General features: G+C 54.9%; 15 protein-coding genes. 3 read left to right on the top strand and 12 right to left on the bottom strand.

The features are described from left to right. Positions 1-54 precede the first annotated feature (54 nt). Positions 55-912 (top strand): glucose 1-dehydrogenase, encoded by an 858-nt coding sequence (locus B1H58_RS02215; protein ID WP_085067777.1) that lies wholly within the window; start codon positions 55-57, stop codon positions 910-912. Positions 913-959: 47 nt separating this feature from the next. Here B1H58_RS02215 and B1H58_RS02210 read toward each other — a convergent pair whose 3' ends face one another. The 6 genes from B1H58_RS02210 to B1H58_RS02190 form a co-directional block, all read right to left on the bottom strand. Continuing rightward, a complete protein-coding gene (locus B1H58_RS02210; RefSeq protein WP_157130136.1) occupies positions 960-1,781 on the bottom strand; it encodes a Cof-type HAD-IIB family hydrolase in 822 nt (273 codons plus the stop codon). A 165-nt stretch (positions 1,782-1,946) separates the two neighbouring features. Continuing rightward, on the bottom strand, positions 1,947-2,282 hold the full coding sequence (locus B1H58_RS02205) for a hypothetical protein (protein WP_085067776.1): 336 nt from the start codon (positions 2,280-2,282) through the stop codon (positions 1,947-1,949). A 59-nt stretch (positions 2,283-2,341) separates the two neighbouring features. Further along, a complete protein-coding gene (gene sad / locus B1H58_RS02200; protein WP_085067775.1) occupies positions 2,342-3,730 on the bottom strand; it encodes a succinate-semialdehyde dehydrogenase in 1,389 nt (462 codons plus the stop codon). A 575-nt stretch (positions 3,731-4,305) separates the two neighbouring features. After that, positions 4,306-4,542, bottom strand: coding sequence for a hypothetical protein (locus B1H58_RS02195; protein ID WP_085067774.1), 237 nt, complete (start codon positions 4,540-4,542; stop codon positions 4,306-4,308). 149 nt (positions 4,543-4,691) lie between these two features. Next, the gene (locus tag B1H58_RS20790) at positions 4,692-4,862 is read right to left on the bottom strand and encodes a hypothetical protein (protein WP_167373277.1); all 171 of its coding nucleotides are present in this window, start codon (positions 4,860-4,862) and stop codon (positions 4,692-4,694) included. Between the two features lie 117 nt (positions 4,863-4,979). Beyond that, positions 4,980-5,312, bottom strand: a complete 333-nt coding sequence (locus B1H58_RS02190; protein ID WP_085067773.1) for a hypothetical protein — start codon at positions 5,310-5,312, stop codon at positions 4,980-4,982. A 28-nt stretch (positions 5,313-5,340) separates the two neighbouring features. Between B1H58_RS02190 and B1H58_RS02185 the strand changes: the two genes are divergently transcribed. Next, positions 5,341-5,535 carry a hypothetical protein gene (locus tag B1H58_RS02185; RefSeq protein WP_085067772.1) on the top strand — a complete coding sequence of 65 codons (195 nt, stop codon included), beginning with the start codon at positions 5,341-5,343 and terminating at the stop codon, positions 5,533-5,535. 55 nt (positions 5,536-5,590) lie between these two features. Here B1H58_RS02185 and B1H58_RS02180 read toward each other — a convergent pair whose 3' ends face one another. The 6 genes from B1H58_RS02180 to B1H58_RS02155 all read right to left on the bottom strand — a co-directional run bounded on the left by B1H58_RS02180 (position 5,591) and on the right by B1H58_RS02155 (position 11,339). Further along, positions 5,591-6,265, bottom strand: coding sequence for an ABC transporter ATP-binding protein (locus tag B1H58_RS02180; RefSeq protein ID WP_085067771.1), 675 nt, complete (start codon positions 6,263-6,265; stop codon positions 5,591-5,593). Beyond that, the gene (locus B1H58_RS02175) at positions 6,258-7,097 is read right to left on the bottom strand and encodes an ABC transporter ATP-binding protein (protein WP_085067770.1); all 840 of its coding nucleotides are present in this window, start codon (positions 7,095-7,097) and stop codon (positions 6,258-6,260) included. Before B1H58_RS02175 ends, B1H58_RS02180 begins: the two co-directional genes overlap by 8 nt. Beyond that, positions 7,087-7,944: an ABC transporter permease gene (locus B1H58_RS02170; RefSeq protein ID WP_085067769.1), complete on the bottom strand. Its 858-nt coding sequence runs from the start codon at positions 7,942-7,944 to the stop codon at positions 7,087-7,089. Before B1H58_RS02170 ends, B1H58_RS02175 begins: the two co-directional genes overlap by 11 nt. Further along, on the bottom strand, positions 7,941-8,993 hold the full coding sequence (locus tag B1H58_RS02165; protein ID WP_085067768.1) for an ABC transporter permease: 1,053 nt from the start codon (positions 8,991-8,993) through the stop codon (positions 7,941-7,943). The genes B1H58_RS02170 and B1H58_RS02165 overlap by 4 nt, the downstream gene beginning before the upstream one ends. Then, the gene (locus B1H58_RS02160) at positions 8,993-10,561 is read right to left on the bottom strand and encodes an ABC transporter substrate-binding protein (RefSeq protein WP_085067767.1); all 1,569 of its coding nucleotides are present in this window, start codon (positions 10,559-10,561) and stop codon (positions 8,993-8,995) included. The genes B1H58_RS02165 and B1H58_RS02160 overlap by 1 nt, the downstream gene beginning before the upstream one ends. Before the next feature lie 121 nt (positions 10,562-10,682). Further along, positions 10,683-11,339 carry a CPBP family intramembrane glutamic endopeptidase gene (locus B1H58_RS02155; protein ID WP_085067766.1) on the bottom strand — a complete coding sequence of 219 codons (657 nt, stop codon included), beginning with the start codon at positions 11,337-11,339 and terminating at the stop codon, positions 10,683-10,685. Between the two features lie 224 nt (positions 11,340-11,563). On the opposite strand from B1H58_RS02155, the gene B1H58_RS02150 reads away from it, so the two are divergent. Next, positions 11,564-14,176, top strand: a complete 2,613-nt coding sequence (locus B1H58_RS02150; RefSeq protein WP_167373276.1) for a bifunctional diguanylate cyclase/phosphodiesterase — start codon at positions 11,564-11,566, stop codon at positions 14,174-14,176. The last annotated feature ends 219 nt before the right edge of the window (positions 14,177-14,395 follow it).

Raw genomic sequence — 14,395 nt, 5'->3', positions numbered from 1 at the left:
TTAGTTGTGTTGACGGCCTTTGTCGCCGTTCACCTGAAAGGAGACGTTTCTGTTATGACCAGTCGACCACAGCCACCGCAGCCAGAGCAGCAGCAAGATGTACCCGGCACTATTTTTGATATGCAGCCAGCGCCCGATCACGGTGAAACCAGCTATAAAGGTTCGGGCCGCCTTGCGGGTAAAAAAGCGATTATTACCGGGGGGGATTCCGGGATTGGTCGCGCCGTGGCTATTGCCTATGCACGTGAAGGGGCCGATGTGCTGATTTCTTATCTGAATGAGCATGAAGATGCCAAAGATACCGCTCGCCTGATTGAAGAAGCAGGGCAAAAAGCTGTGCTGGTGCCAGGCGATATTACCGAAGCGGAACACTGCCGCCATATTATTCAGCAGGCGGTCAGCAACTTCGGACAGATCGATATCCTGGTTAATAATGCGGCCTTTCAGATGACCCGGGATTCGTTGGATGAGATCAGCGATGATGAATTTGACCGTACGATGAAAACCAATCTTTACGGCATGTTTTATCTCTGCAAAGCGGCGGTGCCGCATATGCCTGCTGGCTCATCCATTATTAATACCGCCTCGGTTAATGCCGACCAGCCGAAACCGAAACTGATTGCCTATTCAGCAACCAAAGCGGCAATCGTTAATTTCTCCGGCAGCCTGGCTGCGTTGCTGGCTGAAAAGGGTATTCGCTCTAATGTAGTGGCGCCTGGTCCCATCTGGACGCCGCTGATCCCCTCCACTATGCCCGCAGAGCAGGTGAAAAATTTGGGTAGTGAAGTACCGCTCCAGCGCGTCGGGCAACCGGCCGAACTGGCACCCGCCTATGTGATGCTTGCCAGCGATGAGGCCAGCTATATTTCTGGCTCAACCGTTGCGGTTACCGGCGGCGTTGCGGTTATCTGATACGAGAGTACGGCAGCCACACGCTGCCGTCATTCAGGAAAGCGGGATCAGTTGAAGGGATACTCTTTTGCCAGCAGGCGTGCGATGACATTCAGCGCGCCTTCATCATCATGACTCTCTGTACGGTAGCGCGCTGCCGTCGTTACCGCTTCTGTGGCGTTCGCCATTGCAAAGCTGTAGCCCGCATGACGCAGCATTTCGATATCATTGCCGCTATCGCCGATCGCCACTACCTCGCAATCATCAATGCCCCAACGCTGCTGAAGCAAGCCGATCCCGTGCGCCTTGTGCAGGCCAGGAATAATAAGGTCAACAAAGCCGAAACCGCTGGAAACCGGATGCACAATATTCTTTGCCGCATTAAGCGCTTTGGTTAACCGCTCAATTAGCGGAGCGACGCCATCATGCGGCAGATTAAGCGAAAATTTAAAAATAGTGTCATCAATATTGTTGAGATCGGCGCACTTTTCCAGGCGACGATAGTGATTTGACAGGAGCGCCACCACCTCGTCCGGCATCGAGGGAGAGATATAAGCACTACGCTTGCCGCAAACCACAGTATGAATTTCCGGCTCTTCGGCTAAGATTGCCAGCACCTGCCGGACACTCTCTGCACTCAGTTCCCCGCAAAACACCTCTTGATTTTGATCGCTGATCCAGGCGCCGTTTTCCGCCACAAAGGCGATTTCATCAGCGATTTCAGGGAAATAGCTGTGCAGCTGATAATACTGATTGCCGCTGGCCACCACAAACCGGATGTTTCGTTCTTTCAGCTGAGCATACTGACGCAAAAAACGCGTTTTGTTATAACGTTTGGCAGAATCAAGAAATGTTCCATCCATATCAACCGCAACCAATTTTACCGCCACCGGGTTCTCCTTCAGATAACAAATCGATTTTTTGCCGCCTCACGCCAGCAAAGGCGGAGTGGGTCGCTAAGATTAACAAGGATAGTGGCTGGAAGAGAGCTGTAAATGAGAATGTGAAAAAGCGGATTAGCGCCAGCTTTTTCACAGAGAGAAACAGAGGGGCGTTTACGGATTAACCACTAAGGCAGTCAGAGCGTGCTGGCAGGCATTTGTATCCTGAGCCAGTGTGCTTTTTTCCGCATCAGGCAGTGTTTCCCAGGCATTTATCGCCCGCTCGGCTGCGATACGGTTAAACCTGATACGTTGCAATGCATACTCATTATTACTTCCTTCAATGATATTACGCATACTCGCAGCGTAGTTATCGTTCTGTTTACCGACCACGCCACACAGGATCGCTGAATAATAATCCTGATCGTCAGGATCGACATGGGTTATGTAGCGCCATGCCATCACGCCTGCCACGCCCAGCAACAGCAGAACTATCCACTTTTTATACAAACGTCTGTTTCCCTTATTGCAAAGGCCTGAAATAGCTACTTTCAGGCCAGATCATGATATTAGCGACGGTTACGCCACACGGTCTGCACATTACAAAACTCATGCAGGCCGAAGTGCGACAGCTCACGACCAAAGCCGCTTTTTTTCACGCCGCCGAAAGCAACGCGTGCATCGCTGGCGCTGTAGCCATTGATAAACACGCCGCCGCATTCCAGACGTTCCGCCATGTCAGCCGCCAGCGCGTCGTCTGCGCTGTAGATGGTAGCCATCAGGCCGAAATCGCTGTCATTCGCCAGCTGTAGCGCATGTTCGGCGTTATCCGCCACGGTGATTGCCGCTACCGGACCAAACATCTCCTGACGAAACGCCGTCATCGCGGGCGTCACGTTGCCCAGCACGGTCGGCATGTAGTAGTTGCCTTCACCGGCCAGCTTCTCTCCTCCTGCCAGCAGGGTTGCGCCTTCAGCCAGCGTCGCCATAACCTGCTGATGAAGTTCATCGCGCAGGTCGTAGCGCGCCATCGGGCCGATGGTGTTGTCTTCCACGCGCGGATCGCCCATTTTCAGCTGCTTTGCGGCCGCGACAAACTTTTCACTAAAGGCGTCGGCAATGTCACGTTCAATAATAAAACGCTTGGCTGCGGCACATACCTGCCCGGTATTCTGATAGCGTCCGGCAACAGCAGCCTGCACCGCCGCATCCAGATCGGCATCCTTCAGAACAATAAACGGATCCGAACCGCCCAGTTCCAGCACGCATTTTTTCAGCGCCGCGCCAGCCTGTGCGCCGATCGCCGCTCCGGCCCGTACGCTGCCGGTTACCGTTACCGCCGCAATACGCGCATCGTTAATCGCCTGACTCACGCCGTCGTTGGTGGCGTTAATCACCCGGAGCAGGTGAGAAGGTAAACCGGCATCGTTAAACAGTTCCTCAATCAGCAGAGCGCAGCCCACGACGTTCGGCGCATGTTTCAACAGATAGCTATTGCCCGCCAGTAAAATCGGTACGGCGCCGCGCAACACCTGCCATAGCGGAAAATTCCAGGGCATTACTGCCAGCACCGGGCCAAGCGGACGATACTCAATCACGGCCTGATTATTTTCTACCTGCGTCGGCTCGGCTGCCAGCATGGCGGGGCCATGTTCAGCATACCAGTCGCAGAGCTGCGCCGATTTTTCTACTTCGCCACGCGCCTGCAGAATCGGTTTACCCATCTCGGCGGTAATCATCTGCGCCATCTCTTCGCCACGTGCCCGGATAGCGGTAGCGAGATCGCGTAATTTTTGTGCACGCCGCGCCAGCGGTTGCTGTCGCCATTGCCGGAAGGCCTGATGGTTTTCGGCGATAGCCGCATCAACCTGCTGCGCGCTGATGTAAGGACGGGCAGAAAGAATCTCGCCGCTGGCAGGATTGCGCGAAATAGCATGCGTTTCTGGAGAAAATGACATAACGGTTCCCTGAGTAATTATCTTGCTGATGAACTCACCTTAACGATAATTGATCCTGATGAAAAGTGAATAATGATGAGGGAATTGCTGTCAAAAAAAGAAGAGGTGCTGTTTTTGTGCATCAGGACTGGAGCAGCTTTTATCATCGCCCCGGCCAGATAGCGCTTCCTGCCTGCTAATAAGCGCCTGGCACAGAGACAACTACTGGGGAAAAGCCAGGCGGCACGATAAAAGCAGGCATGAAAACAGCGAGGCCAACGTTTTAACTATAGTAATAAAGCTTATTGATATGTTCGGCTGTGTAAAGCGCAGGGGAAGGTGATGTTGCTGAAACCACTGATTAATCTGGCGTAACAGGGTTTTCTTTACGATTCCTTAACGCCAGAATAGTTAAGATTGTGTTATATTATCCGCGCACTGCTGGTGATGTGGCATTGTGCGCTTCAGTTTGCCATTTATGATGGCTTTTCCCCTTTGAGGTATGGAAACACTTTCCCGACGCGTATTTACGGTCGGGTTTTTCATTCGTTACAGGGGAAGTGATGACATTATGCGTAACAGACAGATTTATTACTTCAGGCCGCTTCAGGCCAGTGCAGACGGCGTGCCGGACGATTACCAGAACCGGGAACGCGCCAGGCCTTGGCCGGATCGCCTGCAACAAACTCCAGCGTTGGTGAGAAATAGAACGGCAACCAGCCGTCGTAACCACTTTCCCATTCCCAGCGTACCGGGCAGGGCCAGAGAATACCATCTTCCAGAATGTAATAAATCCATCGTCCGCTGGGACGACGGGGCTTACGATTTTTCATGGGATTCACAACGATGTTGGTAAGGGCAATAACAGCTCATATTTTGACCTTTTTAATGGCGGATAGCAACCTGCCAGCCGCCATTAAAGGACATGTTTACGTTCTCTTACCTGATAGCCCGGTGAACAAGAAGGTGCCCGCACGGATCATTAACGATGAACTTCGCCACAAAGCAGAACCGCATTAGGGCGGCGCTGATGAATACGCGTGGCCATATGTTCGCAGGCGGCACGGGTGGGATAAATATGTTCGGTAACCGGCAGGGCATCACAGGCGTCATGACCACAGGCGCTAACTAAAAGCACAAATCCAATCAACATTCTCAGCTCCTTTTGCGCGCCCGGTGTCGGCTTCTTTTTTTCTTCCGTTGTTAAGTATAGCTGATCAGGCCGTATGAAGATTTGTTTACCTGAGCTAAGCCTGGTCCTGACGTTTCGCTAAACGACGAAACCCGGCGTAATCTGACAGGGTCGCAGGTTTACTCTTTGCACCTTAGCACTGCGGATTGCCAATAAAAATTTTGCCTGCCAGGGATAAGCAAGCGATGCCATTCTAAAAAACAGACATTCAGTCAATTCTCTGATAATCAACGGATCGTCGCTGAATCTCAATGGCTGACGGTTCGTTATCCTCATGCGCAGCAGATAAAACGCATTATTGGTATTGGTAAAAATAAAAACAGAGCGATTTATCTGATTCAATAAAAAACAGCCAGCTAACCTCACGCGCAGGCGCGGTTTTTTGGTGGCGTTTAGGCTAAACTCTGCCATTTCCACCCTTAATGACAGGAACGTTTTTATGTCGAATGAAATTGCTCATCCTTCCAGCAGCCCGAAACAGGCTGCGCTGCAGTTGGTAATTGAACTGGTACGCGCCGGTAAACTTAGCCCGCTTCAGGGCGATGCCAGCAACATGATCTCTATTTATGAGCAGTTCAAAACGCATTTTGAATCAGACAAGAAGAAAGACGCCTCCGATTCTGCGATTTCCTGATAGCAGCCTAAAGCACAGCAGGCGCAGAGCAAAAGGTGACGTGTCCCGCGCCGTTTCAGGCGCGGGTAGCAATAATACGGCCTTCCGCCATCTGTACCGCGCGATCGCACATATGATCGATGACATCCGGATCGTGGCTCACCAGCACCATGGTCAAGCCGTCCTGCTGCTTTAGCTGATTAAGCAGATTGAGGATTTCCGCCTGTACCGACATATCCAGCGCGGAGGTCGGCTCATCCAGCAGTAGCACTTTCGGCTTTAACAGCAGCGCACGCACAATCGCCACACGCTGACGCTGACCGCCGGAAAGCTGATGCGGGTAGCGATCGGCCAGCGCCGGATCCAGCCCAACGTGGCGAAAGCCTGCATTAATGCGATCGTTAATATTATCCTGCTTCAGCAGTTTTAACGGCTCGGCCAGGGTGCGGCGCAGCCGATGGCGCGGATGCAGCGAGGCATACGGATCCTGAAAAACCATCTGCACCTCACGACGCAGGTCGCCGGTAAAGGTTTTACCCGGCAACGCCTGATGTCCGGCCAGCTGCATCTCTCCCTGCCAGTGCGGATTCAGGCCCGCCATGACCCACAGCAGCGACGACTTGCCGCAGCCGGAAGGCCCGACCAGCCCAAAGCATTCACCGGCGTTTACCGTCAGAGAAACCTCATGCACCACGGTGCGTAAATCGTAGCCCTGGCGGTGTGCCACGCTAAGGTTCTGCAAATTAATCATGCTCAGGCTCCCTCTCCAGCATGCTGCGATCCAGCACCGGCAGCAGTTGACCATGCGTAGCTTTGCTGGGGCGGCATGACCACAGCGTGCGCGTATAAGGATGGGTAGCGCGCGGCAGCTCGGCGGCGGGCAGATTATCAAGCAGCTGACCTTTATACATCACCATGACCCGTTCACAATGTTCAGAAACCTGCTGCAGATCGTGGCTGATCAACAACAATCCCATGTTGCGTTCTTCAACCAGTCGGCGGATCAGCGCCAGCACCTGATCGCGCATCGCATGGTCGAGCGCGGAGGTAGGCTCATCAGCGATCAAAAACTGCGGATCGGCGATCAGCGCGATCGCCAGCATCACGCGCTGCCCCATGCCGCCCGAAAGCTGATGCGGATAGCGTGTCATCAGCTGAACCGGCTGCGGCAATCCGACCGCAGCCAGCATCCCGGTAACCTTTTCCCGACGCTCGGCGCGGCTCAGACGATGGTGCAGTCTCAGCGGCTCCTCTACCTGCCAGCCGATGGTACGCGTGGGGTTTAGGGCATATTTAGGGTCCTGCATCACCATCGCCAGTTCGCTGCCGCGCAGCTGGCTCCAGCGTTTTTCATTCAGCGTCAGCGCATCGCGCCCGGCAACCTGCAGCTGACGCGCCTGCAAATGCAGACCCGGGGCCAGCAGCCCCATCAGGGAGCGTGCCGTCAGCGATTTCCCCGAACCGGATTCGCCAACCAGCGCTACGCGCTCGCGGCCCAGGGTAAAACTTACCTGCCGTACCAGCGGTGTGACATGGCTGTGAATCGTCAGGTTATCGGCGATGATCAAAGGTTCAGTTGCCATGGCGGGTATCCAGTCGGTCACGCAGGCCGTCGCCTGTCAGGTTAAAAGCAAGGCTGGCGAATAAGATGGCGCCGCCCGGCGCAGCCGCCACCCACCACTGATCGAAAATCACTTTACTGCCTTCCGCGACCATTGAGCCCCATTCAGCGGTAGGCGGCTGTACGCCCATGCCAAGAAATCCAAGACCGGCGGCGGAAAGAATAATCCCGCCGAGGCTGAGCGCGGCGCGCACCACGGCGCTGGGCAGACAGAGCGGCAGAATATGCCCAAACATCAGGCGCAGTCCGGTTATGCCCTGCATACGCGCGGCAGCCAGATAATCACTGCGGCGCAGCGCCAGCGTTTCCGCACGCGCCTGACGCGCAAAGGGTGGCCAGCTGGTTAATGCCAGCGCCAGTGCGCCATTAAGCAGGCCGGGACCGAGGATGGAAACCAGCGCCAGCGCAATCACCAGATTAGGTAGCGACAGGAAAATATCAGTGATCCGCATCAGCACGCGCTCGGTCCAGCCGCCGAGGTAGCCTGCGACAATGCCGATCAGCAGCCCGAACGGAATGGTCAGCACTAAAATCAGCGACACCAGCAGCAGCGTTGGGCGTGCGCCATAAATCACGCGCGACAGCAGATCGCGACCAAAGCCGTCGGTGCCAAACCAGTGAGCGGCAGAAGGGGGCAGCAAACGGGCAGAGATAGTTTGCGCATTGGGATCGAAAGGCGCCAGCAGCGGAGCCAGCAGCGCGGTCAGTACCAGAATGGCCACCAGCGTGGCGCCAACTGCCAGCGTCGTCAACCGACGGCGGCGCGGTGCCGGCGTGACGATTTCCGCGTCGGATAAATGTTGTGTCATCGGGTTCTCGGATCGGTTAACCAGGTCAGCGCATCAACCAGCGCATTAAGCAGCACAAAGCAGCTGCCAATCAGCAGCGTTGCGCCAAGAATGGCGGGCATGTCGGAGGCAAACAGCGCGGTGGTCAGATAGCGGCCCACGCCGGGCCAGGCAAAAACCGTTTCCGTTAATACCGAGCCTTCCAGTAGCGTGGCGTAGGAGAGCCCCAGCACGGTAATCAGCGTGCCGCGTACGTTAGGGAAGATATGGCACAGCAGAATACGCCCGCGACTGGCACCTTTCGCCCGTGCCAGCGTGACATACTCTTTGCTGTTTTCTTCCAGCAGGGCGGCGCGCAGCAGGCGGGTAATGCCCGCCATCGACAGCATCCCCAGCACCACCACCGGCAGCCATAAATGTGCAATGGCGTTGCGGAACATCTCTCTGTCGCCCGACAGCCAGCTGTCAATCAGTACAAAGCCGGTTTTTGGCTCCAGCGTGTAGATCCAGATGTCATCCAGTCGTCCCGGCCCGGCAGACCAGTGCAGCACCGCATAAAAGAGCAGCAGCCCCAGCAGCCCCAGCCAGAAAACCGGCACCGAATAGCCCAGCAGCGAAATCAGACGCGCCAGATTATCCAGCAGGCTGCCTGGCTTCCAGGCCGCCAGCAACGCCAGCGTAATACCGAATACCGCGCCGAAAATCATGGCGCAGGTGGCCAGCTCTAACGTGGCCGGAAAGGTGCGCGCCAGATCGCTGGCGACCGGCTGGCTGGTGATATTGGATACGCCCAGTTCGCCGTGCGCCAGATGGCTCAGATAACGCCAGAACTGCACCGGCAGCGGCTTATCCAGCCCTAAATCGTGACGCACCTGCTGATAAGTGGATTCGCTGGCGTGATCGCCTGCTACCTGTAACACCGGATCGACCGGCGACAAATGGGAGAGCATAAAGGTGAAAGCCAGCAGGCCCAGCAGCGTGACCAGCAAGGAGAGCAGGCCAGTGACGAGACGACGGCCACCGCGCCAGAATTGCCGGGCAAGCCCGGCATGCGTTGTGCTGGTTGCCATTACTTACTGACCTGGCTGTAGTAAACCATATCGGGGTTGATGCCCTGAACGTAGCCTTTCAGATTATCGCGAACGGCGATCAGGTTACGTGCCTGCAGGCCGACCACATAAGGAGAGTTTTTCATCACTTCGCGCTGCATCGCCTGATAAAGCGCAACGCGCTTCGCCGGATCGCTTTCTGCGGTGGCGGCCAGCGTTTGCTTACTCAGCTCAGGAATATGCCAGTTAGAGCGCCAGGCGAGGGTTTTGCTGCCATCTTCCGGGTTATAGGCGAAGGCGGAGGCGTTGGTATTCGGATCGAAATAGTCCGCTCCCCAGGCGTTTAACGTGGCTTCATATTTATGCGCTTTCACGTTGGTCGCGACTTCGGTGCTCAGGCCGGGGATCAGCTCTATCTTAATGCCGCCTTTTGCAAAGCTGGCCTGCAGTGCCTGGGCGATATCCAGATAGGGCGGCTGGTTACTGACCACCAGTTTAAAGCTGACATTGTTCAGTCCCGCTTTGGCTAAAATCGCCCTGGCTTTTTCCGGATCGTACTGATAGGGCGTCTCGTTCAACGCGCCCGGGAAGCCTTCCGGCAGGAAGGATTGATGCACCTGGAACTGGCCTTTCAGCAGATCGTTGGCGATACCCTGATAGTCAAACAGGTAGCGTGCAGCCTGCCACAACGCGGGATTTTTCAGCGCGGGCTGCGCGTCGATATTGAACTGCATGTAGTAAAGCGAGGCCATCGGGATTGCCAGCGGTTTGACGCCCGGTTTGCCTTTCAGCGCGGAGATCTGGTCCACGCCAAGATTACGGGCAATATCTGCATCGCCCTGTTCCAGCAGCAGGCGGCGGGTCGCTGCTTCCGGGACGTTTTTGATCAGAATATTTTTCAGCTTTGGCGCATCGCCCGGCGAACGGGGATTGGCGGTTAACAGCACCACTTCATGCGGCACAAAGCGACGGATCTGGAAGGGGCCGCTGCCGGCGGAATGGGTAGCCAGCCATTTGTTGCCCAGATCGTTATTTTTCTGGTTAGCCAGCACGGTTTTGGCATCCACAATCGAGGAGACCGGCGCGGCCAGCAGGCTCAGCACATAGGTTGGGCTGACGTTGGCCTGCCAGCTAATCTGCACGTGGCGATCGTCGATTTTCTTCAGCTGGCTATCCACATTCTCTTTGGTCCAGCCGAGCTGAGTAAGAATAAAGGAGGGATCAAGGTTCAGCTTAACCACGCGCGCAAGGGAGAACATCACATCTTCCGGACGCACCGGATTACCAGAGGCAAAGGTAGCGCCGTCGCGCAGCGTAACGATCAGGCTACGGTTATCTTTGCCCGCTTCCCAGCGGCTGGCCAGGGTTGGCTTCAGCTCGTTAGGATTCTGCGGATCGGACTGTAACAGGCGTTGATAAAGGTTGGTAAAAGCCTGCACGGAGGTGAGCTCAAATCCTTCAGCCGGATCGAAGCTGCTGGCATCATCAATTGACTGGGCGATCACCAGCGTATCGGGAGGCGTTGCTGCGTTGGCAGCAAAGCTGGTGCTCAGGGCCAGCGTCAGAACTGCGGGAGCAAAAATTTTCATGATGTTCCTTACCGTTTTTTTCGCGAGTGTAAGGGAACTGAACAGCAGGCTGATAGTAGATTATTCGCTATGCTTAGCAGAAAAAGTTATAAAGCCGTTAAAATAGTTATAAAACCGGACTTCAGGAGTGCTGCACAAACCAGATGGACGGCAGCAGGGCAATCAGATTATTAAGCATATGCAGCAGTACCGGCAGCAGCAAGCCGTTGCCGCGCAGGCGTGCATAGCAAAGCAGCACAGAAAACAGCGTCAGCACCGCCAGGGTTTGCCAGTGGATATATTGCGTGTGCATTACGGCAAACAGCAGCGATGTCAGCAGAATGCAGGCAAAGCGGCTATGCGGCGCCCACAGCAGAAATGCCTGCAGCAGAAAGCCGCGAAACAGAATCTCTTCAAAAATCGGTGCCAGCAGTACGGCCGAAAACAGCAGGATGCCGAGCGAAAACGGCGTCTGCTGCGCCTGATCTTCCAGCCAGCGCTCCGGTTGTAAAAACTGCGTTTGCGCGACCATCAGCCCCAGCAGCAGCAGCATAAACAGCAGCATGGTTTTCGGCTGCAGCCGTCCCAGAGGAATATCACTACGGCGCGTTTGATAAAAACGATACAGCGGCCACAGCACGGCAAACTCAAAAAGACAGAGAACCGGCACCAGCAGCCCTTTTTGTTGTAGCTCGCTGTAATTGGGGAACCAGGTGATCGCCAGCGTAATCAGGTAATAAAGAGCAAAACTGCCGAGGTAAAACAGCGTCAGAAAGACTCTGTCGTATTGGCTTTTCATAGGCGGCTTAAGCAAAAAGGGAAGAAGGGAAGAAGGGAAGTGTAACAACCGCCAGAATCGCTGTCGAGACGGCGGAGTGGCGCGCTTTTTTGCTAAACAGTCGCCGCCAGAGGCCGATAAGGAATATACGCGTGAAAAAAGCAGGAGCATACGCCGCGCCGCGATAGTTGCTGCGTAATGAATAGCGGAGGTTACGTAAACGCATTGTTACCGGGGTTTTGTTGATGAATCTACCTTCTTTATTATCTTTTAACTTTCGCACTGAGGAAACGCCCGCGACGCTTTTTACGCGTCGAACGCTGTTGGTACTGGGCTGCATGTTTGCCACCGTGTTCCTGACTACCGCAGTGTTCATTATCGCTATTGCGATGCGGCAAAATACCACCGCGCTGGCGCAGGAGAAGTTTTTGCTGCGCAATGCCTGGCAGGATCGCCAGCAGTCTATTTTGACCGATATCCGTGATTACGCATTCTGGGGCGAGGCCTGGATTCATCTGCATCTACAGGTAGATAAAGAGTGGGCCTTTACGCAGCAGAATTTCGGGCCGGGGTTATATAAAGAATATCACTATGAAGGAATCTTCGTTGTAGATGGCAGCGGCCGGACGCGCTATGCGGTGATTGATGGCCAGCTCTCCGATATGTCCATTGAATCATGGCTGGGCAAACAGGGCACTGTCATCGTGCAGCAAGCGCGATCTTTTACCAGCGAAGATAACGCCCTGGTCAAAAACGCACGTATTAAAGGATGGCCTGCGATTGTTGCCGCTGCGCCAATCACGCACGGTAAAGTGCCAGGGCTGGGGACGATTCCCGGGCCGCCGTCGGTGATGATTTTTGTTGACCGATATACGCCGAACAAGCTGTTGGCGCTGGGGCACGGCATTGGTATCAAAAACATGCATGCCCCTGTTGGAAAGCAAACCGTAGCGACAGGCCTGATGCTGACGATAGAGCAGAGCGAACCTTTGCTTCTTGCCTGGGATAGCAGTAAGCCCGGACACCATTTGTTAATGGTTACCGTGCCGCTGCTGGCGCTAACCATGCTGATGCTGGGTATTATTTCCCGACGGGTGATCCACCATGCGATGGATAACGCCCGGCTTTCCGACTGGCGCTTTGAGCAACTCCGTCAGAGTAAACATGAATTGAGCCACAGCGAGGCGCGCTTTCGCGATGTGGCGGAGGCCTCTTCTGACTGGATATGGGAAACTGACTCGCGGGGTGTGCTGACCTATCTCTCCTCACGTTTTACGGCAGTAACCGGCTATGAGATTGCGATACAGCTTGGCAAACCGATAGATAGCCTGCTGGGCAGCTGCAGCCAGCCGGTTTCGGAGTGGATACAGCGGCAAAATAACGGCAATGACCGGCGTACGCTGCGCTGCCATTATCATTCGGCACAGGGCGAAGAGCGTATCTGTAGTCTGGTGGCGAAGCCGATAGAAGTGCAGGGCATAAAGGTTGGCTTTCGCGGCACCGTCTCGGATATTACGCTGGAAGTTGAAGCTCAGGCGCGTATCCAGTATCTGTCGCAGCACGATACGCTGACCGGCCTGCCGAACCGCCACCGGATGAATGAATTTTTAAACGGCAAACTGCAGGCGCAGCCAACCGTCGCACAGCCGCTGGTAATGCTCAGTCTCGATCTCGATCACTTTAAGCCGATTAACGATCTGTATGGTCATGCTGCCGGCGACCAGGTGTTAAACGAAGTCTCACAGCGGCTGCGCCTCTGTCTGGGCGAGGAAGATCTGCTGTCGCGCCAGGGCGGCGATGAGTTTATTTTGCTGCTGAGCGGCCTGACCAGCCATGAAGAGATTGAAGCGCGCTGCCGTTGTTTGATGGATGAGATCCGCAAACCCTTTAATGTTGCAGGACAGATGGTGAATGTTGGCGCCTCGATCGGGATTGCGTGTGCGCCCCAGGATGCGCTACAGCCGGAGGAATTGCTCAGAATGGCTGATATTGCGCTGTACCAGTCTAAAAATCTGGGACGTAACCGCTGGGTTTTTTATTCGCCAGAAATGTCAGAGCAGCTGGTGCGGCGACGCGAGATGGAACGTGCGCTGGGCCAGGCGGTGGTGCGCGATGAGCTGCGCCTGTTTTATCAACCGCGCTATTCGCTGCACAGCGGCATAATGGACGGCGCGGAGGCGCTGCTGCGCTGGCAGCCGTCGCCGCCTGCGTTGGTTATGCCTGATAGTTTTATTCCACTGGCGGAAGAGACCGGACTGATTATTCAGATCAGCGACTGGGTGCTACAGCGCGCCTGCCGTGATGCGTTGAACTGGCCTAAACCCTTCTACGTATCGGTGAATATTTCGCCGGTTGAGTTTTGCCGTGACGATCTGGCGGAACGTGTTGCCACGGTTCTGCGGGTCACCGGGCTGCCTGCGGAGCGTCTCGAACTGGAGATCACTGAAAATGTCACGCTTGAAAAGCCGGATAAAGTGCTACGGATTATGCAGCGTCTCAAGGCGCTTGGCGTGCGGTTGACGGTCGATGACTTTGGATCGGGCTATGCCTCGTTGGGTTATCTGAAAACCTTCCCGTTTGATGGCCTGAAGATGGATCGCTCTTATATGAGAGATTTCCCGCATTCGCAGCAGGCACACTCTATCGTTAACGGCATCATTGGACTGGGCAAAGCATTTTCGCTGGTGATTACCGCTGAAGGCATAGAAAACGCGGAACAGTTTGCTGAACTGCAGGCGATCGCCTGTGATGAAGGGCAGGGATATTATCTTGGTCGACCCATGCCCGCTGCGGATTTTATACATATGCTGGAGACGGTCGGGCAGAAACAAATCAGTGAAACGGGTCAGCCGGGCTGACCCGTAGGGCGCTTAACGAACACGGATGGCCACGCAGGTCATCAGCACCGCAAAGCCGATAAAGACAACCAGTTCCATACAGCACCTCCTAAGAATAATCTTAGGAAATTATAGGGATGGGGCGGTTGTTTTTTGTGCAATCCGTGCCATTTTTATGATTCGGATCACAGTTCATTGTGAGTTAACTCTTTCTGCGCGTGCCAGACAATCGGTTAGGCT

It is taken from the genome of Pantoea alhagi, assembly GCF_002101395.1.
GTDB lineage: Bacteria > Pseudomonadota > Gammaproteobacteria > Enterobacterales > Enterobacteriaceae > Mixta > Mixta alhagi.
This window is presented reverse-complemented; position numbering and strand designations above follow the sequence as displayed.